The organism is Streptomyces sp. NPDC044033 (assembly GCF_056434425.1).
This window is the reverse complement of sequence record NZ_JBWKFF010000005.1, coordinates 45,968-66,208: the sequence shown is the minus strand read 5'-3', so window position 1 is coordinate 66,208 and position 20,241 is coordinate 45,968. Positions and strand designations below refer to the sequence as shown.

Annotated in this window: 18 protein-coding genes and 4 pseudogenes; 11 read left to right on the top strand and 11 right to left on the bottom strand. The window is 71.1% G+C overall.

Going from position 1 to position 20,241, the window contains the following annotated elements; translation table 11 throughout:
- Positions 1–4 precede the first annotated feature (4 nt).
- Both AC07AB_RS11480 and AC07AB_RS11475 read right to left on the bottom strand, forming a co-directional pair.
- A pseudogene (locus AC07AB_RS11480) lies at positions 5–100 on the bottom strand (IS5 family transposase); the annotation flags it as partial.
- A gap of 431 nt (positions 101–531) precedes the next feature.
- Entirely contained in the window at positions 532–1,332 is an 801-nt protein-coding gene (locus AC07AB_RS11475; RefSeq protein ID WP_478563782.1) for a maleylpyruvate isomerase family mycothiol-dependent enzyme, read from the bottom strand.
- A gap of 164 nt (positions 1,333–1,496) precedes the next feature.
- Between AC07AB_RS11475 and AC07AB_RS11470 the strand changes: the two are divergent.
- Positions 1,497–2,253, top strand: a pseudogene (locus AC07AB_RS11470) (transposase family protein).
- 16 nt (positions 2,254–2,269) lie between these two features.
- On the opposite strand, the gene AC07AB_RS11465 reads toward AC07AB_RS11470, so the two are convergent.
- The 4 genes from AC07AB_RS11465 to AC07AB_RS11450 form a co-directional block, all read right to left on the bottom strand.
- The gene (locus AC07AB_RS11465; protein WP_478564685.1) at positions 2,270–2,422 is read right to left on the bottom strand and encodes a hypothetical protein; all 153 of its coding nucleotides are present in this window, start codon (positions 2,420–2,422) and stop codon (positions 2,270–2,272) included.
- A gap of 88 nt (positions 2,423–2,510) precedes the next feature.
- Positions 2,511–3,200, bottom strand: a complete 690-nt coding sequence (locus AC07AB_RS11460) for a CBS domain-containing protein (protein ID WP_478563779.1) — start codon at positions 3,198–3,200, stop codon at positions 2,511–2,513.
- Positions 3,201–3,211: 11 nt separating this feature from the next.
- Entirely contained in the window at positions 3,212–3,505 is a 294-nt protein-coding gene (locus AC07AB_RS11455; RefSeq protein WP_478563776.1) for a hypothetical protein, read from the bottom strand.
- 475 nt (positions 3,506–3,980) lie between these two features.
- Complete coding sequence (locus tag AC07AB_RS11450) at positions 3,981–4,130, bottom strand: hypothetical protein (RefSeq protein WP_478563773.1); 150 nt, start codon at positions 4,128–4,130, stop codon at positions 3,981–3,983.
- Positions 4,131–4,241: 111 nt separating this feature from the next.
- Here AC07AB_RS11450 and AC07AB_RS11445 point away from each other — a divergent pair.
- Positions 4,242–4,439, top strand: a pseudogene (locus AC07AB_RS11445) (hypothetical protein); the annotation flags it as partial.
- A 290-nt stretch (positions 4,440–4,729) separates the two neighbouring features.
- On the opposite strand, the gene AC07AB_RS11440 reads toward AC07AB_RS11445, so the two are convergent.
- Positions 4,730–4,903, bottom strand: a complete 174-nt coding sequence (locus AC07AB_RS11440; RefSeq protein ID WP_478564718.1) for a hypothetical protein — start codon at positions 4,901–4,903, stop codon at positions 4,730–4,732.
- A gap of 113 nt (positions 4,904–5,016) precedes the next feature.
- Positions 5,017–5,082: pseudogene (locus AC07AB_RS11435) on the bottom strand (hypothetical protein); the annotation flags it as partial.
- Between the two features lie 67 nt (positions 5,083–5,149).
- Between AC07AB_RS11435 and AC07AB_RS11430 the strand changes: the two are divergent.
- From AC07AB_RS11430 to AC07AB_RS11420, 3 genes are all read left to right on the top strand, one after another.
- Positions 5,150–5,605 carry a hypothetical protein gene (locus AC07AB_RS11430; RefSeq protein ID WP_478563770.1) on the top strand — a complete coding sequence of 152 codons (456 nt, stop codon included), beginning with the start codon at positions 5,150–5,152 and terminating at the stop codon, positions 5,603–5,605.
- A gap of 293 nt (positions 5,606–5,898) precedes the next feature.
- Complete coding sequence (locus AC07AB_RS11425) at positions 5,899–6,750, top strand: slipin family protein (RefSeq protein WP_478563768.1); 852 nt, start codon at positions 5,899–5,901, stop codon at positions 6,748–6,750.
- 295 nt (positions 6,751–7,045) lie between these two features.
- Positions 7,046–7,426, top strand: a complete 381-nt coding sequence (locus AC07AB_RS11420) for an anti-sigma factor antagonist (RefSeq protein ID WP_478563765.1) — start codon at positions 7,046–7,048, stop codon at positions 7,424–7,426.
- A 341-nt stretch (positions 7,427–7,767) separates the two neighbouring features.
- Here the strand turns inward: AC07AB_RS11420 and AC07AB_RS11415 are convergent, their stop codons facing one another.
- Positions 7,768–10,152, bottom strand: coding sequence for a phosphoketolase family protein (locus AC07AB_RS11415; RefSeq protein ID WP_478563762.1), 2,385 nt, complete (start codon positions 10,150–10,152; stop codon positions 7,768–7,770).
- 23 nt (positions 10,153–10,175) lie between these two features.
- Between AC07AB_RS11415 and ppk2 the strand changes: the two genes are divergently transcribed.
- Positions 10,176–10,997: a polyphosphate kinase 2 gene (ppk2, locus tag AC07AB_RS11410; RefSeq protein WP_478563759.1), complete on the top strand. Its 822-nt coding sequence runs from the start codon at positions 10,176–10,178 to the stop codon at positions 10,995–10,997.
- Positions 10,998–11,010: 13 nt separating this feature from the next.
- Here the strand turns inward: ppk2 and AC07AB_RS11405 are convergent, their stop codons facing one another.
- Complete coding sequence (locus AC07AB_RS11405) at positions 11,011–11,925, bottom strand: universal stress protein (protein ID WP_478563756.1); 915 nt, start codon at positions 11,923–11,925, stop codon at positions 11,011–11,013.
- A 133-nt stretch (positions 11,926–12,058) separates the two neighbouring features.
- On the opposite strand from AC07AB_RS11405, the gene AC07AB_RS11400 reads away from it, so the two are divergent.
- Genes AC07AB_RS11400 through AC07AB_RS11390 form a run of 3 tightly spaced genes read left to right on the top strand, consistent with a single transcriptional unit; the run spans position 12,059 to position 15,188 of the window.
- Positions 12,059–12,580, top strand: coding sequence for a hydrogenase maturation protease (locus AC07AB_RS11400; protein ID WP_478563753.1), 522 nt, complete (start codon positions 12,059–12,061; stop codon positions 12,578–12,580).
- Complete coding sequence (hypF, locus tag AC07AB_RS11395) at positions 12,573–14,876, top strand: carbamoyltransferase HypF (protein WP_478563750.1); 2,304 nt, start codon at positions 12,573–12,575, stop codon at positions 14,874–14,876. Before AC07AB_RS11400 ends, hypF begins: the two co-directional genes overlap by 8 nt.
- 6 nt (positions 14,877–14,882) lie before the next feature.
- On the top strand, positions 14,883–15,188 hold the full coding sequence (locus AC07AB_RS11390) for a HypC/HybG/HupF family hydrogenase formation chaperone (protein WP_478563747.1): 306 nt from the start codon (positions 14,883–14,885) through the stop codon (positions 15,186–15,188).
- 60 nt (positions 15,189–15,248) lie between these two features.
- Here AC07AB_RS11390 and AC07AB_RS11385 read toward each other — a convergent pair whose 3' ends face one another.
- Positions 15,249–16,457 (bottom strand): helix-turn-helix transcriptional regulator, encoded by a 1,209-nt coding sequence (locus tag AC07AB_RS11385; protein ID WP_478563744.1) that lies wholly within the window; start codon positions 16,455–16,457, stop codon positions 15,249–15,251.
- Positions 16,458–16,652: 195 nt separating this feature from the next.
- Here AC07AB_RS11385 and AC07AB_RS11380 point away from each other — a divergent pair, with 195 nt between their 5' ends.
- Complete coding sequence (locus AC07AB_RS11380; protein WP_478563741.1) at positions 16,653–17,357, top strand: GNAT family N-acetyltransferase; 705 nt, start codon at positions 16,653–16,655, stop codon at positions 17,355–17,357.
- A 192-nt stretch (positions 17,358–17,549) separates the two neighbouring features.
- The gene (locus AC07AB_RS11375; protein ID WP_478563738.1) at positions 17,550–20,234 is read left to right on the top strand and encodes a bifunctional acetate--CoA ligase family protein/GNAT family N-acetyltransferase; all 2,685 of its coding nucleotides are present in this window, start codon (positions 17,550–17,552) and stop codon (positions 20,232–20,234) included.
- Positions 20,235–20,241 lie beyond the last annotated feature (7 nt).

Here is a 20,241-nt window from a genome sequence, read left to right as displayed (position 1 = left end):
TCGCGCGGTGGCAATAAGCCTCCGGTTGCCCGCCCCGGCCCCGCAGCCAGCCCGGCACCGGCAGCAGTGGCCGGACCACCGCCCACTCGGCATCCGACATGTCGGTGGGATACCGACGCTCGCGCACCCCGTGGTCTCTGGCATTCCCGAACCTGTGATCCAGACAGTCACATGCAAGAGTGGCCGAAGTGGACCCCACTCCCGCGTTGCCGTAGAAATGCGACAACAGGGCTTCCTGGACCGCACGTTGGCTTCGACACCTTTCGAGCTACCAAGAGGCCCTGCTCTCATGCACGGCAGCCACCGCAGTCACCCGATCGACTGACTTCTCGACGAGATCGGGACGACGGCAGTCGCGTCGCTTCTCCTAATCGCTGGGACGGACAAATTCGCACTGCCATCCAGGTAGACGGTCGGCTTGGTGACGCCCCGAGGCCGCCTCGCGGGTTTGAGCCCGGTGCCGCGACTGATGAACCTGGCGAAGAATCGTGTCCTACCGGCTCGAGGCCCGGCCACCGCCCCCGCTACGTCCTACTTCTCCTCCGGCTCCCAGGCGCGGAGCAGGTCGAGCAGCCCTGCGTCTCCGTCAACGTGCAAGGAGTCGGCCTGGATCCGGTCGTACAGGTAGAGGATCAGCTCACTGGCCGTGCAGTGGACGGAGGCGCCGGCTGCGTCCAAGTCCTCGCCGGTCGCGGCGGTGGGCGCGGGGATGCGGGTGGTGCGTGCGCCGTCGCCGTCGACGGCGAGGCGCCAGGAGCGACCCTCGGCGGCGTGGAAGTCGAAGGCCGTGGGCTTGTGCGGCCAGGCACTCGGCGTTCCGCAGACGGTGAACAGGAACTCCTCCACACCGTCGAGTACCACCTCGACAGGCAGCGGCTGCGGAGCGCCCCAGGCGAGCTGGGCGTCGTAGGTGTGCACCGCGGTCTCCTGGACCCGGTGCCGAGCGGTGCCGCCGGCGGTCTGCGGTGACTGCGACGCGGGCCACCACGTCCAGCAACCGCTCTCCGGTCCCGCCGCGCGCAGGGCGCCCAGCAGAAGCTGCGTCGACGCGGCCAGCCAGGCCAGCAGGGCCTCATGCTCCCGAGGCACTTCCAGCGCGGCGCGCGCGGCGACGGCCTCGGCCGGGGGCGCGTCGGCGGGCCCCGCGCCGACGATGGCGGCCCAGAAGCGGTCTCCCCCGCCCAGGTGCTTCACCAGATCGAACAGCGTCCACCCGGGGCAGGTCGGCACCTGCGCGTCGAGACCGGGCGCGGCGGCAACCACGGCGCGGAAGGCAGTCGACCGTTCATCGATCAGTCGCAACAGGTCGGGGAACTCAAGGTTCTTTTCCACGCCGGATGTCTATCACCGTGCTCCGGTGATCGGACAGCGATTTTCACAGTGAGCCCTTTCCAACCTGACGGTGGGGGCTGGCGGTTGGCGGACCGTACGAACTAACGAAGCTCCTGGCAGACGGGTTCACGACCAAGATCGCCCGTGCCGACCAGGAGCTTCGTGTGCTTGTCTACCCATCGGCGATCGATCTGTCCAGCAGGGCACCTTCGTGAGCTCACTCAGCACCTGGCTGCTCGCCGTCGCGAGATCGGCACCCGATGGCGGCGCATCTTACCGGGCCGTCAGGCCCTGCTGGTCCTCGCCCACCTGCGCTGCGGCGACAACTACGCCCAACTCGCCGCCGGGTTCGGCATCGGAATCGCGACGGTCTACCGCTACATCCGCGAGGCGGTAGAGGTCCTGGCCGCACTCGCGCCGAGCCTGGCCGAGGCCATGCGGACCGCGAGCCGACTGGCCTTCGTGATCCTCGACGGAACGCTCCTGCCGATCAACCGGATTGCCGCCGACACCCCGTACCACTCCGGCAAACACAAACGACATGGCATGAACGTCCAGGTCCTGACCGCCCCGTTCGGACGGCTGCTGTGGGCCTCGCCCGCTCTTCCGGGCTCTACGCACGACCTGACCGCCGCTCGCACTCACGGCATCGTCGACGCACTCACCGATGCGGGGCTCAAGTGCTGGGCGGACAAGGCATACCAAGGAGCCGGCGGGCTCATCCGGGTCCCGTTCCGGGGCCGCCGGCTGAAGCGATGGAAGCGCCGCCACAACAGCAGCCACGCCAAGATCCGCTGCCTCGGCGAACAGGCCATGGCCACCCTCAAGGGCTGGCGCCTCCTGCGAAAGCTCCGCTGCAGCACCAACCGAATCACCGACGTCGTGAAGGCCGTCCTCGCCCTTCACCACGCATCAACGTGAGGTTGGAAAGGCTCAGTTACAGCCTGGGTCTGTACAGGTTCGTGGACCGGGAACTGGACGAGCTGGACGCGGACACGCCGGGGCCGTGCGCCACGCGGATACCGACGAGCAGCAATTCGTCGATGCCCTGCCGGAGGAGGGAGGGGATCTGCCCGCCGCACACCTCCATGATCCGCCAGGGCGGGTGGCGACGCAGCGCGGTTCGGCGAGCAGTCGGCGGACGCACAAGGGGCGGCCGTACCCATCGAGGTACCGCATCAGAACATCGGGCCCACAGCCGGGGGATCGGGTGCCCGCTTCGGGAGGCCGGTCAGATCGAACCGGATGTCCACCACTCCCTCGACGGCGCGCACCAGCCGCGCCGCGACCGGGACCAGCGAGGTGTCACGGATCTGCCCGGCCAGAGTTACCACGCCCTCCTCGACGGCGACGGTCACGGTCCCGTTCGGAAACAGACGGTCCACGGCCTCCCGGCGAGCCTCCTCTGCGAGGTCCTCGTCCGACCGCAGGAAGACCTTCAACAGATCACTGCGGCTGACCACACCCTGAAGCATCATCCGCGCGTCGACCACCGGCAGGCGTTTGACCTGCCGGGTCGCCATGATCCGAGCGGCTTTCGCGAGAGGCGCGTCGGGGTGGACGGTAATCGCGGGCGAACTCATCACCTCCCAGGCCACCAACGCCCCGGCCTTGGCCAGATCGGCCAGCCGCCGACGCTGGACGAGGCGGCTGGGATCACTGTCGCGGAACTCCTCCTTCGGCAGCAGGTCGGCCTCGGAGACGACGCCGATCACTCGCCCCTCGCCGCCCACCACGGGCAGCGCGCTGACCTTCCATTGGTCCATCGTCCGGACGATCTCCTTGAACGGAGCGTCCCGGCCGATGGCGATGACCGTGTGCGTCATGACGTCACTCACGGTGCGCGGGCTCTTCTTGACGTCGTCCATGGCAGACTCCCTCAAGTGCGGTCGACGGCGAGATCGAGGAAAAGCGCGGAGCGGCAGACACACAGGTCATGGCCGCGGGCTCCGCGTCCGTACGCTGCGGCGACTTCCGTGTCGATGGCCGCGCCGCGGTAGAGCCGACCCTGGCGGATACCGGCCCGCCCGTGCGGCAGTTGCTCCGAAGAGGCGATCTCCGCGAGCACGGCCGCCCCGCCCCGTACGGTGGGCCCGGCAACCGTATGCCCGCTGTCGGCGAGCGCGCGAGTTCGGCCCGGTCGAGCACTACCGTGTTTCGCGCTCTCGGACATCCATGCCTCCCCGCATGCCAGGCTTGCTCCAGACTGCGGCGGGGCCCGCCGGGGCGGGATGGGTCGAACAGCCCTGACCGTTGCCGGTCGGCCCTCGCGGAGCTCGTACGGAGGCACCGATTGCATGGACGGTCCATGACGACAAGTTCCGGGCAGGTCCCTTGGCCACCACACGATCATGCCGGGGCGCCGAGTCGCCGGAGGACGTCGCTGTCATCCGCCCGAGCGCACCCGAGGAACAGAGACCAACTTGGCGGACGCTGCCAAGGAGTCCCGCACCGCATCGGCTACGCCGGAACCCGTCCAGGGCGTCTTGGGGGGTTGTGTCCGCCGCCGCACCGGGGCGGACACTCTCCGCGAGTCCTCCCTGCTCAGGCAGCGGAAGCTCTGGGGCGAATGGAAGGCCCCTGTCACCCGCGCGCGCAAGCTGTCGGCGAGGGCGTCCCTACGGCTGGGGCGCGTCGCGGCGAGTGTGTCAGCCGCGGTCGGGGGCAGCGGTGGCCGAGTAGCCGTCGTGCCAGGCGGCTTTGGCTCCTGAGTCGCCGAAGCGGTAGACCTGCGCACCCGCGCCGACTCCGATGACGAGGGCCAGTACCACGGCGGCGATGCGCAGCGGCGCGGTCACCGTGATGCTGGTGGCTCCGGCTGCGCCGGGCGCACGGTGGGTGGGGCGACGGTAGAGCCACCACACCGCCGCGGCTACCAGAAACAGGGCGAAGGCCCACGGGAGTGCGGAGCCACCGCCACAATGGGCCGGGCGCACGCTGAGATCGAACGCCTCTCGCGGCGCATAGCCGCCGACCTGGATATCGCCGACGCCTCCGGCGCGAGGTTGTGGCCCGAACGGGCCAAAAACTTGCGCGCCTGCCTGTACGGCCTGCACACCGTCCTGAAGCTGCATTTCGCGCAGGAGGAGGAGAACTGCTTCTCCCTCACCTCCTGTCCTCCTGATCGGCGGCTCTTCTTCACGGCGCTTGCGGCGGTCAGCGCGGCGCCATCCCCGAGACGCGGCCCTGTACCGTTCCGCTCACGCTCGGACCGTTCGGCACCTGACGGCCGACGGCGGGAGCGGACTCAGGGCGGCGGCTCTCCGCAGGACCCTCAGGACCGTGGGGTACGGGCACACCAGCGGCAGGCGACCGCTTCCGGCTGCAACCCGGTGACGGGCTCGGCACAGGAGGCGCAGCCCGGGGCAGTCGAAGAAGGCGGCCGGGGGCAGATCGCTCACGGCCAAGGGTTCCGGCGGGGTGGTGGTTCTGTCCAGACGCGGGGCAATCGGACCTCGGGGACGGCATGGGCGAAGATATACAAGATGAGCTTGCGGACGTTGTCGTAGATACGGCGGCCGGCCTCGATGGCGGGGACGATGGTGTTGAAGTCGTCGTCGGTGAGCACCATCGTGGAGGCTTCCCGGGCGACGTCGGTGCCGAAGGGCCCGTGGCGATCCCGATGTCCGCCCTGCGCAGTGCGGGGGCGTCGTTGACGCCGTCCCCGGGCATGGCGACGACCTGGCCTTCGGCGCGCAGCGCGTCGGCGATGCGGAGCTTGGCCTCCGGTGTACTGCGGGCGAAGACCACTTCGCCCTCCGCTGCCAGGAGTTGACCCAGTCCCGGTTCGGTGAGCCGGTCGAGTTCGGCGCCGGTGATGATGTGGGCCACTCGGGCGCGGGAAAGCCCCTCCGGCCCGGCTTTGCAAGCGCTACGGGCAGAATTCGACACCGCCGACGAGGTGGTGCCGACGACACTGGCCGCCGCGGCCGGAGGGCCGACCGACAGCACCAGCCTGTACGACGCCGTACAGCGTCGCGAACGCCGGTTGACAGCCAGCAGCGAACTGACCCGCAGCCTCCTGCCCTCAGGCGGGGCCCGTAGAGGTCCGGTCCTGGAGACCTTCACCGCCATGGCCTGCGAGATAGCCCATGTCAGTTTGGTCATACTCGCCGTGCCCGTGCCCGTGCCCGTGCCCGGCACCGGAATCCTGATCGCCGCTGACATCGCCGACCGGCTGCCCCTCGTACTCGGCGTAGCCCTCACCAGCACCGCCGGCACGCCAACGCCAACGCCGCATGTGGCACCGCCGACGCCGCCGTCACCCGCCTGACGCCGCGGGTCACCCACGACGGCTGGACCTCCCAGGACGAACCCCGGCGCGTCGGGGACCGTTCGGCCCAAGCGGCGGAGGCACGCGACGAGCGATGCTGAGCACACAGCGGGTCCGCGGCCCGCGTCGCGCTCACGTGACAGCGCGCCGTTCACGAAACGAGCTGAGCGCACCGAGCACCGAGCACCCCGAGTAGACGGACAGTGTGCCGGTGTCCCCGCGGCTCACACACCGCCGCCCCATCCCCGGGACCTCTCGCGACAACGAAGTGGTCCTCACCTGAGGAGCAGCACATGGGAGTCCTGATCTTCCTACTGGTCACCGTCGCAATCCTTGCCGTCCTGGCACTCGCGATGGCCGTGAGAATCGTCAAGCAGTACGAGATGGGAGTGCTGTTCCGCTTCGGCCGCTTGGTGGGAACCCGGGATCCGGGGCTGCGGTTCATCATCCCGTTCGTCGACGTCCTGCACCGGGTGTCGCTGCGGGTCATCACCATGCCCATCCAGTCCCAGGGCATCATCACCCGGGACAATGTGAGCGTGGACGTGTCCGCGGTCGCCTACTTCCGGGTGGTCGACGCGGTGAAGTCGGTCATCGCCATCGAGAACGTCCATGCGGCGATCAATCAGATCGCCCAGACCACCCTGCGGAAAGTCGTCGGACAGCACACCCTCGACGAGACACTGTCCGAAACCGATCGCATCAACCTGGACATCCGCACGATCCTCGATGTCACCACAGCGGAATGGGGCGTACAGGTCACCCTCGTCGAGCTCAAGGACATCCAGCTGCCCGACACCATGAAGCGCGCCATGGCCCGCCAGGCGGAAGCCGAGCGGGAGAAGCGAGCGAAGATCATCAACGCGGAGGGCGAGTCCCTGGCCGCTGCCGCGCTGGGCGACGCCTCGGACACCATGATGGCCCACCCCCTCGCCCTCCAACTGCGCAACCTGCAGAGCCTGGTGGAGATCGGCGTCGACAAGAACACCACTGTCGTCTTCCCCGCCCCCCTCATGAGCACCATCGGCGAACTCGGCACCTTCCTCGCCCGGGAAGCAACCGCGGCCGCCTCGCCGGCGCCGCCCGCCGACCTCATCAAGACCATCCCCGGCCCCACACCGAACGGCGTACCCGAGACCGTCTGACTGTCATACACCGGCGCCACCCTTCCGCCTCGCGGGACCTCGCGGGAGCATCGCTGGTGGTGAAGAGTCGGCCCTCCGTGGCGTCCATGAGCCACAGGGGGCCGAGGCGGGCCACGTCAAGCGAATACATTGAAAATCACCCCGCAGGGTGAACTCCGGCTACACACGGTCATTTTATCGTGCGAGGGGCGACAATAGGCCATACGCTTGTCGCCTGTTGCCGCCCCAGCCCCTGGTGGCCAAATGCTCCCGCTCCCGCGCTATCGGGCAGCCGAGCCGACCCGGGGGAACTGCCATGCAACAGGGCGACAGCGCGTGGCCCATGGGGCACATCCGCGCCCAGCAGGTCAGCGAAGTCACCGTCATCGATTTCCACGGCGAGATCGACATCGCCGCCGCCCAACAGATCCTGCCGGACCTGGACATAGCGACAGCCGCCCCCGGACGAACCGTGGTGGTCGATCTGACCCCGGTGGAGTTCTTCGACTGCTACGGGCTGCGGCTGCTGTGCCACGCCGAGCAGCGGGTTACGGAGCGGGGCGGATGTCTGCTTCTCGTCTGCCCGCATCCGCTGATCCTGAGGATGCTGCACGCCGGCAACCTCAACCGCAGGTTCACGCCGCTCGCTACGCGGGAAGAGGCCGTGGCGCTCACCGACTCCGAAGCCGCCGGCTGACACACGAGCCACGCCGGCGCCGGCACGACGGGAACGCCAGGCCCGTCCCCGTCCTGCCGGCGGCCGCCCCAACTCATCCGCGGACAGGCCCGGCCCGCCCCCTCACGTCGAAGGCGTCGAGTCCCACCGCGAGGACCTTGTCGCGGCCGCCCTGTGCCGCCAGCCTCACGGCACTTGCCTTGACAGCCGACTGAGGCTCCCGCCAACCGGCTGCCCCGTCCTGACCAGGCGTTTGCGAAATGGTCACGGACCAGACACCGCAGTTTCTCCTGGTGCTGCCGAGCAGCCGGTCACGCGCCGAAGAACGGAGCCCCGCTTTCAACGGTGCGTTCGCGGAGGGGTCAGCCCGTCCAGGTCCAGTCCGCGACCTCCGGCATATCGGTGCCGTGCTCGCGGATCCAGGCATGGTGTCGGGTGCGGGCGTCGGTCATGGTCTGGCGGACGGTCGCGGCGCGTACGGCCAGGCCGGGGACGCGGTCGATGACGTCCATGACCAGTCGGTAGCGGTCGAGGTCGTTGCGGACGACCATATCGAAGGGCGTGGTGGTGGTGCCCGCCTCCTTGTAGCCGCGGACGTGCAGGTTGGCGTGGCCGTTGCGGCGGTAGGCGAGGCGGTGCACCAGCCAGGGGTAGCCGTGGTAGGCGAAGACCACGGGCTTGTCGGGGGTGAAGAGGGCGTCGTACTCGGATTCGGGCATGCCGTGCGGGTGCTCCTCGCGGGGCAGCAGGCGGGTCATGTCCACGACGTTGACGACCCGGAATACGAGGTCGGGGAGGTGACGGCGCAGGAGGTCCGCCGCGGCGAGCGTCTCCTGGGTGGGCACGTCCCCCGCGCAGGCCAGGACGACGGCGGGCTCGTCCCCGTCGTTCTCGGTCCCCGCCCACTGCCAGATGCCCGCACCCCGGGCGCAGTGGGTGCGGGCGTCGTCCAGGGAGAGCCAGTCGAAGCAGGGTTGTTTGCCGGCGACGACGACGTTGACGTAGTCGCGGCTGCCGAGCACGTGGTCGGCGACGGAGAGCAGGGTGTTCGCGTCCGGCGGGAGGTAGACGCGGACCACCTCGGGGCACTTGTTGAGGACGTGGTCGACGAATCCCGGGTCCTGGTGGGAGAAGCCGTTGCTGTCCTGGCGCCAGACGTGGGAGGTGAGCAGGTAGTTGAGGGAGGGGACGGGGCGGCGCCAGGAAAGGCCGCGCGCGGTCTTCAGCCATTTGATGTGCTGATTGACCATCGAGTCGACGATATGGACGAACGCCTCGTAGCAGGAGAACAGTCCGTGGCGGCCGGTGAGGGTATAGCCCTCCAGCCAGCCCTGGCAGAGGTGTTCGGACAGGATCTCCATGACCCGGCCGTCGCGGGCCAGGTGCTCGTCGGTCTCCAGCGTCTCGGCCTGCCACGCCTTGCCGGTGACGGCGTACAGCGCGTCGAGCCGGTTGGAGGCCGTTTCGTCGGGGCCGACGACCCGGAAATCACGGCGGTCCGCGGTGTCGGCCATGATCCGGGCCAGCAGGTTTCCCAGGACGCGGGTGGGCTGGTGGAGGGTGGTGCCCGGCTTGTCGACGGGGACCGCGAAGTGTTCCAGCGGCGGGATGGGCAGGGCCCGGGTGAGGAGGCCGCCGTTGGTGTGCGGGTTCGCGCCGAGGCGGCGCTCGCCGTCCGGGACGCAGGAGAGCACCTCGGGCATGGGGCGGCCGGCGGCGTCGAAGAGTTCCTCGGGTCGGTACGAGCGCAGCCAGGCTTCCAGTTGGGCCAGGTGCTCGGGGTTTTCGCGTACGCCCGCGAGCGGTACCTGGTGCGCGCGCCAGGTACCCTCGACGGGCTCGCCGTCGACCATCGCGGGTCCGGTCCAGCCCTTGGGGGTACGCAGCACGATGACCGGCCAGCGGGGCCGGGTCCGCACGCCCTCGACGCGCGCGGCCCGCTGGATGGACGCGATGCGGTCGGTGGCCTGGTCCACCGCGTGTGCCATCGACCGGTGCACCTCACGCGGGTCGTCGCCGGTGACGTGGAGGGGGTCGTGGCCGTATCCCTTGAGCAGATCGTCGAGTTCGGCCTCGGGGAGCCGGGCGAGCACCGTGGGGTTGGCGATCTTGTAGCCGTTGAGGTGCAGGATCGGCAGGACCGCGCCGTCGTGCACGGGATCGAGGAATTTATTGGAGTGCCAGGACGCCGCGAGCGGCCCCGTCTCGGCCTCGCCGTCCCCGATCACGCACGCGACCAGCAGACCGGGGTTGTCGAGGGCCGCGCCGTAGGCGTGCGCGAGCGAATAGCCCAGTTCGCCTCCCTCGTGTATCGATCCGGGGGTCTCCGGAGCGACATGGCTCGGTACCCCGCCGGGGAAGGAGAACTGCCGGAACAGCCTTTCCACGCCCTCCTCGTCCTGGCCGACATCCGGGTAGGTCTCGCTGTACGAGCCGTCCAGCCACGAGTTGGCCAGGACGGCCGGTCCTCCGTGGCCGGGACCCCAGACGCAGACCGTGTCGAGGTCCCGCTCCGCCGCCAGGCGGTTGAGGTGCGTGTACACGAGATTCAGTCCGGGCGACGTGCCCCAGTGACCGAGCAGGCGCGGCTTGATGTGCTCGGGCCGCAGAGGTTCGGCCAGCAGCGGGTTGCCCATCAGATAGATCTGGCCGACGGCCAGGTAATTCGCGGCCCGCCAGTGGGCATCGAGCCGATTCAGCTCCTCATCGCTCAGGGCATTGTGGTCCGGGCGCTTGACCTCGCGCATGGTTTCCTCCATAACGTCGTCGTATGGCAGGCAGGAAGAACAGGGGGCCGGCGGGGACGCTGCCGCGGTCGCTGTACGAACGCGAGCTGTACCGGCTCCAGACAGAACTCGTGAAGCTCCAGGAGTGGGTCCGTGCCGAAGGGGCACGCCTCGTCGTGGTCTTCGAGGGGCGTGACGCCGCCGGAAAGGGCAGCACGATCAAGCGGGTCACGGAACACCTCAATCCGCGTGTCGCGCGGATCGTCGCGCTGCCCGCACCCACCGAGCGTGAGCGCACCCAGTGGTATTTCCAGCGCTACGTCGGGCACCTTCCCGCCGCTGGGGAGATCGTGCTCTTCGACCGGAGCTGGTACAACCGGGCCGGAGTCGAGCACGTCATGGACTTCTGCACGAAGGAGGAGCATCAGCGCTTCCTTCATCAGTGCCCGATCTTCGAGCGGATGCTGGTGGAGGACGGCATGCTGCTGCGCAAGTACTGGTTCTCGGTGAGCGACGCGGTGCAGGAAGAGCGGTTCCGGAGCCGCCTCGAAGACCCCACGCGGCGGTGGAAGCTCTCCGCGATGGACCTGGAGTCCGTCTCCCGGTGGGAGGCGTACTCCAGGGCGAAGGACGAGATGTTCGTGCACTCGGACATCTCCGAGGCGCCGTGGCACGTCGTCGAGAGCGACGACAAGCGCCGGGCCCGGCTCAATATGATCGCCCACCTGCTGTCGTCCGTGCCGTACCACGCGGAGCCCCGGCCGGCGCTCACACTGCCCCCGAGGCCGGCGCGCACCGGCTATGAACGCCCGCCGCGGAAACTCCAGTCATACGTCCCGGACCACGCGGCCGGTCTCCGCGGCTGAAGCCGACGGCACATCAGGTCCGTTGGGGTACGACGGCCACGGGGCACGCGGCGTGGTGGAGCAGGGTATGGCCCGCCCGGCCCAGTTGGAGACCGAAGTGCCCGGCGCGGCGCCGGGCCCCGACGATCAGGAGGTCCCCGATGGCGGAACGCTCCAGGAGCACCCGGCGGGCCGGTCCCTCGACCGCGATGCGGCGTACCCGGACGCCGGGGTGGTTCCGTTCGGCCTCGTGCAGGGCCTCGTCGAGCCGGAGGGTCGCCTGCTCTTCGTGGTAACGGTCGGGTTCCTCGGTGAGCAGTGGGTGGTCGGCTGTCTCGTGGGCCGGGCAGCGCCAGGCGAGCACGGCGTCGAGCGCGCAGTGCCGGACCTCGGCCTCGCGGAAGGCGAACTCCACCGCGGCCGGTCCCGCTCCGGTCTCACCGACGCCGAGGACGATCCGCTCGTGCGTGCCCGCCAGGCCGGCCTTGTCGCCGCGTACCACGATCGCCGGGCAGTGGGCCCGCGCCGCCACCGCCAGACTGACCGAGCCGAGAAGGAGGCTCTTCAGCTCGCCGCGTCCGCGCACACCGGTGACCAGGGCCGAGGCATTGCGGCCCTCGTCCAACAGGGCGGTCACCGCCTCCTCATGCAGGACTCCGGCCGACACCTTCACCTCCGGATCGCGCAACCGGGCGCGCTCCACGGCGGTGTCGATGATGTTCTCGGCGAGTATCTGCTCGGAGGGGCGGCCGGGGCTGTACGGGGGCATGGCACCCTCGTAGCGCTCCCAGAGGGACGCGTACACCAGCCGCAGCGGTACGCCGTGCCGTGCTGCCTCGTCCACCGCCCAGTCCGTCGCCCGCAGGCTGGACTCCGATCCGTCCACGCCCACGACCAAGGGCAGTTCCACCGTCCCCGCCTCCTTCCGTCCGGCCACTGAAGTGTTCACGGCGGCACTCTCGCACCGTGAACCAGCTTGCGGGCAGGGGCGGTTCGGCCCTCTTCGGGGCCCTTCGGCCCCGTGCTCGATACGGGCCGAGGGTACGAGGCTGGGGCCGCAGCAGACCGGAGGGAGATGGGCGATGGCCGTCCCGGCCCGTATCGCGATCATCGGTGTCGGCAACGAGTTCCGGCACGACGACGGCGTCGCGCGGGCCGTTCTCGACCGGCTGCGGGAGAGGGCAGCGCGTCATCCGCTGCCGCCCGGCACCGCACTGACCGAGTGCGACGGCGACCCCGCGCGGCTCATCGGCCTGTGGGAGGACACCGACTTGGCGGTCGTGGTGGACGCCGCTCACGCGCACCCCTGCACCCCGGGGCGGGTGCACCGCCTTGAGCTGGACCGCGCCGAGCTGTGGCGGACGGGCACGACGAGCTCGCACGGGCTGGGGCTGGGAGAGGCCGTCGAACTGGCCCGCGTCCTGGGGCGGCTGCCCGGCCGGCTGGTGGTCTACGCCGTCGAAGGCGCCGATACCACCCTGGGTGAAGGGCTGTCTGGCCCAGTTGCCGCGGTGGTGGGGGCGCTGGCGGAGCGGATCGAGGGGGAAACCGTCCGGCATAGCGAGGCCGCCGTGCGAAACATACGGGAGGAGGGCCGTGGATGACAGGGTCGCCCGCCTCCTCGTGGTCCACGGCCGCGTCCAGGGCGTGGGCTTCCGGCCTCATGTGCACCGCCTCGCCGTCGAGCTCGGCCTGGACGGCTGGGTGTGCAACGTCGACGGACACGTGGAGCTGGCGGTCGCCGGCCAGGCCGCCGCCGTGCGCGAGATGGTGGTACGCGTCCGCGAGGACGCCCCGCCCCTGGCCGCGGTCCGCCGGGTACGGGTCGAGCGGCTGCTCGCCGTTCCGCCACCCCGGTCGGGGTTCGCCGTGCGGGGCAGCCCGGCCGCTGCCGGCGGCTCGTTCCGGGAGATCCCCCCGGATGCCGCGACCTGCCCGGCGTGCGTGCGCGAGCTGTTCGACCCGGCGGACCGGCGTTACCGCTACCCGTTCGTCAACTGCACCGACTGCGGGCCGCGCGCGACCGTGATCGAGGACCTGCCGTACGACCGTGAGCGCACCACGATGCGCGGCTTCGCACTGTGCCCGCAGTGCGCTGACGAGTACGCCGACCCGGCCGACCGCCGGTTTCACGCCGAGCCGCTCGCCTGTCCGCGCTGCGGGCCGCGGCTGTCCTGGAACAGCGGCCGGACTGGCGAGCAGGCCCTGCGCGAGGCGGTCGAGACGGTGGCCGGCGGGGGGATCGTGGCGGTCAAGGGGCTGGGCGGCTATCAACTGGTCTGTGACGCGAGCGATCCGGTCGCCGTGCGGCGGCTGCGCGTACGCAAGGCGCGGCCCGCGAAACCGTTCGCCGTGATGGTCGGGGACATGGCCGCCGTCGACCGGCTGGCGTGGGTGTCGGGCACCGAGCGGAGCGTGCTCCGCTCCCCCGCCCACCCCGTGGTGCTGCTCACCGCACGAAGCCCCCGGCGCGGGGGCGGCGTGTCCGAAGCGGTCCGTCCCGGCTGCGACCGGATCGGGGTCTTCCTGCCCACGACCGGGCTGCACCATCTCCTGCTGCGCGACCTGGCCCGGCCGCTGGTGGTCACCAGCGGCAACTCCGCCGGCGAACCGATCGTCATCAATGACGCGGAGGCCGCTCGGACGCTGGCCCCGGTCGCCGACGGCGTCCTCGGCCACGACCGGCCGATCCACGCCCGGTACGACGACTCGGTGGCCCGTACGGCGGGTCGAACGGTGCTCACGATCCGCCGGGCTCGCGGGTACGCCCCCGCTCCGCTCCCGCTGCCCGTACCGGCCCCCGTCCCCCTGGTGGGGGCCGGCGCCCAGCTCAAACACACCTTCACGCTCGCCTACCATGATCAGGCCCAACTCGCTCCGCATACTGGCGACTTGAGCGACCTTCGCACACTGGAAGCCTTCGAGACCTCCTACGCCGATCTCCTCCGCGTCACCGGCATCACGCCGTGCGCCGTGGCGCACGATCTCCACCCGGGGTATCTGTCGACCCAGTGGGCGCGGTCCCTGCCCCTTCGGCAGCGGATTCCCGTCCAGCATCATCACGCTCATGTCGCGGCCGTCGCCGCCGAGCACCGGCATCGGGGACCGTTCCTCGGCGTCGCCTACGACGGGCTCGGCCTCGGTGACGACGGCACGCTGTGGGGCGGCGAGATCCTCGTCGCCGACCTGACCGGCTACCGGCGCTTCGGCCGGTTCGCCACCGCCCCGCTGCCCGGCGGCGAGGCAGCCGTGCGCCACCCGTCCCGCATGGCGCTCGGCTATCTGCACGGCGCCGAGTTCCTGGGCACCCCTCCGCCGGCCGGGCGCCTGAGCCGGTTCTTCACCGAGCGGCTCGCCCCGCGGGAGGTCGCGACCGTACGAACGATGGTCCGGCGCGACGTCAACTGCCCGCGCGCATCCAGCGCCGGGCGGCTCTTCGACGCGGCGGCCAGCCTGTTGGGGCTGGGGGACGAGGCGACCTACGAGGGCCAGTCGGCCGTCGCGCTGGAGACGGCCGCCGGCACCGTGCGGGCGGCGGCGCTGCCCTGGGGCCTGGTGCCGGCCGGGGGCCTGTGGGTGTACGACCCGTGCCCCACCCTCACCGGCCTGCTCGAAGGGGTGGCGACCGGGATACCGGTGCCCCGTCTCGCCGCCGCTTTCCACACCACCCTCGTCGAGGTCACCGCGGCCATGGTGGAGCGCGCCGTGACCGCCGGGGCTCCCCGCACCGTCTGCCTGGCCGGGGGCTGCTTCCAAAACCGCCGTCTGCTCACCGGGATACGGCAGTCGCTGCGCGCCCAGGGCCTGCGGGTGCTGGTCGGCAGCGCGGTCCCGGCGAATGACGGCGGTATCAGCTACGGGCAGGCCGCCGTCGCCGCGGCCCGGCTCGCGAGAGGATGACACACCGTGTGCCTGGGCATTCCCGGCCGAGTTCAGGAGATCCACGACAGCGCGGGGCTCCGCATGGCCACCGTCGACTTCGGCGGGGTGCGGCGTTCCGTGTGTCTCGCCTACACGCCTGAGGCAGACATGGGTACCTATGTCATCGTCCACGTCGGTTTCGCCATCACCACCGTCGACGAGGCGGAGGCCCGGCGGACGCTCGATGTGCTCCGTGCGATGGCGGGCGCGGTGGAGAGCGAACTCGGCGAACCCCTGCCGGACCGGGCATACCGCCGATCCCCGGCCGGAGAACACGGAGGAGGGAACTGAGCGCGCTCCCTCGCTCCCCTTCGCCGTGCGGGCACGCGGCCGTACGGGCACGGGCGCCCTTCACGTCGTGTCGCCCCGCGCCGTCCCGTTCGGCTTCTCCGCCCGCATCCGGCCGTCCATGCTCAGCGGCGGTTCCGCGAGGTACGGCAGGTAGTGGCGGGTGAAGAGTTCGCCGGTGAGTTCGCGGCGGCTGCGCACGCCGGCCTTGTCGAAGACCTTCCGGAGGTGGTCCTGGACCGTGTAGTTGCTGATGTGCAGTTCCCGGGCGACATCCGTGGTGGAGCGGCCCAGCAGGACGAGCTGGGCGATCTGGCGCTCCCGCGCGCTCAGCCCGTAGGCGTCGAGGACGATCGCGGTGAGTTCGCCGGGCTGGCTGGGGCCAATGGAGACATACGTGAGCGCTTCGGCCCCTTCCGCCCCCTGGGACCGCCAGGCGCGGCAGGTCAGCCACTGCCCCGTGGCGCTGCGCAGACGCGAGGCGATCTGGTCGCCGCTCGCCACGCTCCGGGCGCGCGCGGCGATGGCGTACACGGTGAGCGGCAACGACCGGGCGGGCGGAGCGTGGCGTTCCTGGATGCTTCCGAGCCAGCGGTCCGCCGTGGGGCTGACATGGCGTATCCGGCGATCGTCGTCGAGGACGACCAGGCCCGGGGCGTCCGACACATCGGCCCGGTCGATGCCGCTGAGCAGGAACGAGTGGCGCAGCGACTGGGCGACCGGAGTGCTCAGCGCCGCCGCCAGGGCGACATCCGCCGCCGCGAACGGCGCGGACTCCCGAGCCCGGCACAGCACGAGCAGCCCCCAGGTGCGGCGGCCGTCGCGGAGCAGCACGCGGAGTTCGTCGGCGAGCCCTTCCGGGCGCAGCACGTCCTGGTAGTAGACGTTCGTGTCGATGTGTCCGGCCATGCTGTGGCTGAGCAGGCTGGCGGGTACGCGGCGGCCCGCCATGGAACGGATGTTGTCCGCGCCGGCCTGTTCGGCGTGCTCGATCTCGAAGAGGCGCGGCATGACCCGCGCCGGGAAGCCGTGTTCGTGCTGGCCGCCGGTGTCCAGGAAGGTCGCCGGGTCCAGCAGCACGGCGCACCAGACGTCCGCCGGTACCGTCTGCACCAAGCACTGGGCCGCCGCGTCCAACGCTCCCAGGGGCCTGGTGCCGGGCGTACCGGCCAAGGCGCCGGCCCTGCGGTCGAACGCGTCCTTGAGCAGTCGTCGGCGCACCACGAGGGAGTGTGCCCGGCTCGGCGACGGGTTGTGCGGAGGACTTTTCATACCGCGAACGTAGAGACCATCCCAGAAGCATGGGATGGGCCGAGCAGCCCCTGCGACCGTACGTTGGGCCCACATCGGGAGGGCACGCAGGAGAAGAAGCACACGGGGTCCGGGCGGGGAACGCGGTCGTCGCCCCCGCGGTACCGGTATCGCCCGGGTGGTGCCGTTCCCATGACGACATGAGATGAGGCCGTCATGACATCTGTACCCGAATCCGACCCCCCGCCCCAGCCTGGACTCGCACCGCTGCCGGCCCTCGAACCGAACGTGGACGACACGGCGGACACGGACGCCGGCCCGGTCACCGGACCGCAGCCGACGTTGCGGCCGTGGGGCCGCGCCCCCGTCGGTGCCACCCCCGCGGTCCACCTACGGCACCTGACCCGTTGGCAGGCGGACCGGTGCCGCGAGGAGCTGGCCGACTTCCACCTCACGGCGTACGCTCCGACGCGCGGCGATCCGCTCGGCCACCGCCTGCGCTTCCTCGACCGGCTGGCCCGCCACTCGCCAGCCGACGGGTTCGACCTGGTCCTCGCCGAGAGCGCGGCCCTCGTCGGCTGCGCGTACGGCATCCGGGTGGACCGGGCCGGAGCGTGGTGGCAGGGGTTCGCCGGACCGCTGCCGCGCGAGATCGAGTTGCTCACCGCCGGGGGCCGGGTGTTCACCGTCGTCGACCTCATGGTGGCACCGGCGTACCGGCGTCAGGGCATCGCCGGCCGGCTCCAGGAGGCCCTGTTCGCCAGGAGCGGCGCGGTCCTGGCGACCGCGCTGCTTCCGCCCGGCAACGCGGTGGCCCACGCCGCCTGTGAAGCCTGGGGGTGGACGGGGAGCGGGCGGCTGCGGCCGGTGGCCGGGGCGCCGACGACCGATGTGTACGTGCGTCGGCTGTTACAGGACTGAGAGGGCGGGTTCCCGGCAGGAAACTCCGGGAACCCGGCGAACCGCCTCCCGCCGCGGTGGACGGCGCCTTCGATGCCCCCTCAGGTCATACATACAGGGCCGGTCGGCCCCTCCACCTGCCCGGCCAGCCCCTGGGACACACCGCCCTGCCGCTGGACGCTGGTCGTCGATCCGTCCAGAGGAGGCCCAGAGATGACGGGCAGTCAACGACAGACGCACGCGCTGCTGACCGACGGCACGAGCGTGCTCATCCGCGAGGCCGGGCAGCCTGACCACGCCCAGGTCCTGCGGCTGTATGAGGGAATGTCACCGGAGAACCTGCGGCTGCGCTTCTTCTCGATGAGCCGCAACTCCGCCCAGCAGGCCGCGGACCGCTGCTGCGGTCCCGCACGGATGGGCCATCACGCGCTGCTCGCCGAAGCGGCGGGCCGGATCATCGGGCTCGCCGAGTACGAGACGGCGGGGGCCCCCGACACCGCGGAGATCGCGCTCGCCGTCGCCGACGAGCACCACCATCAGGGCATCGGCACGCTGTTGCTGGAACACCTGGTATCCGCCGCCCGTGAGGCGGGCATCGCCGCGTTCATCGCCGACGCTCTCGCCGAGAACCACGAGATGCTCAAGGTCTTCGCCGACCTGGGGCTGCGCGCGGCACGCGACTTCGACGGCCCCGAGTGCCGCTTCACCGTCCAGATCGGCCCGAGCGAGACATACCTGTCGGCGGTCGAGGCCCGCGGCCGGACCGCCGACGTGGCGAGTCTGGAACCGCTGCTGCGCCCGGAGTCGATCGCCGTCGTCGGCGCGGGCCGCAAACCGGACTCGATCGGCCGGGCCATCCTGCGCAATCTCCGCACCGGCTGCTTCACCCGCCATCTCTACGTCGTGAACCCGGGCGTCACCTCCCTGTTGAGCGTGCCCGCCTACCCCTCGGTCACCTCGCTGCCCCGAGTCCCGGACCTGGCGGTCCTCGCCGTTCCCGCCGCCGCGCTGCCTTCCGTCGCCGAGGAATGCGGCACGCTCGGGGTGCGGGCGTTGCTCGTCGTCTCGGCCGGCCTGGACGCCGGTCAGGCGGGCGCCCTGCTCGCCGCGTGCCGCACGTACGGCATGCGGCTGGTCGGCCCCAACTGCCTGGGCATCTGTAACACCGAGGCGTCGCTCTCGCTCGACGCGACCTTCGCCGCCCGGCACCCGCGCCCGGGCACAGCCGGGATCGCCGTGCAGTCCGGCGGCGTGGGGATCGCCCTGCTCGACGGCGTGTCCCGGCTGGGCATCGGAGTGTCGTCCTTCGTCTCGCTGGGCGACAAGTACGACGTCAGCGGCAACGACATGCTCCAGTGGTGGGAATGCGACGGCCGCACCGAACTGGCCCTGCTGCACCTGGAGTCCTTCGGCAACCCGCGGGCGTTCTCGCGCACCGCCCGGCGGGTCACCCGCCGGCTGCCGGTGCTCACCATCGACGCGGGCCGCACCTCGGCGGGTCGGCGCGCCGCCGCCTCGCACACCGCCGCGGCCGCCACCTTGACCATGACCCGGCAGGCGCTGTTCGCCCAGGCGGGCATCACCGCCACCCGCACGCTCGCCGAACTCCTGGAGACCGCCGCCTTGCTGCATGCCCAGCCGCTGCCGGCCGGGAACCGGGTCGCGATCGTCACCAACGCGGGCGGCGCGGGCGTCCTCGCGGCGGACGCCTGCGCCGAGGCCGGCCTGGTCCTGCCCACGCTCTCCCCCGAGGTCATCGACGATCTGCACGCCGCGTTGCCCGCCGGAGCGACGACGGGCAACCCGGTCGACACCACCGCCGCCGTCGGCGAGGAGCAGTTGGGGGACTGTGTGGACCGGCTCATGCGGTACGGCGGCATCGACGCCGTACTGATGGTGCTGGTCCCCACCGCGGTCTCCGTAGCGACCGGCGACGTTCTCGTCCGGGCTCTCACCAATGCCCCAGGCCGCCGCGCGCGAACGGTCGTCGCCGTCGTTCTGGGCCAGGGCGCGTCCGTCGAGCTGCTGCCCACCACGGACGGCGACGCCGTTCCCGCGTACGCGGATCCTCAGTCGGCGGCGCGCGCACTCGCCCACGCCGTGACCCGTGCCCAGTGGCTGGCCCGGCCGCTGGGGACCGTGCCCGATCCGCAGGGGGTCGACACCCCTCGCGCGCACGCCGTGGCCGAGTCCTACCTCCTCGCGCATCCGGACGGCGGATGGCTGGACCCGTCCGGCTGCGCCGAACTCCTCGCCTGCTACGGCATCCCCCAACTGCCCTGGGCGTGGGCCGATACCGAGGACGACGCCGTTCTCGCGGCCGAGCGGCTCAAGGGGCCGGGCGGCCTGGTCGTGCTCAAGGCCCACTGGCCGGGCCTGCTGCACAAGAGCGAGCAGCACGCCGTCCATCTCGACCTGCGCGGCGACGCCCAGGTGCGGGCCGCCTACCGGGACTTCGAGAACCGCTTCGCGGGGCTGCTGACCGGGGTGGTCGTCCAGCCGCTGGCGGAGCGCGGCACCGAACTGTTCGCCGGCGTCGTCCAGGACGACGTCTTCGGTCCGCTGGTGCTGTTCGGGCTCGGCGGCACGGCCACGGAGGTACTGGCCGACCACGCCGCCCGGCTGGCCCCGCTCACCGACCTCGACGTCCATGACCTGATCACCTCACCTCGCTGCGCCCCACTGCTCTTCGGCGCGCGTGGGAGCGGCCCCGTCGACCTCGAAGGACTGGAACAGCTGCTGCTGCGGCTGTCCCGGATGGCCTGCGACCTGCCACAGCTCGCAGAGGCCGACTTCAACCCCGTCCTGGTGCGGCCGGGCGACGTCACCACCCTCGACGTGCGGGTGCGCCTGGTGCCTCGCGGGCCCGTGGACCCGTATCTGCGGCGACTGCGCTGAGAAGGAG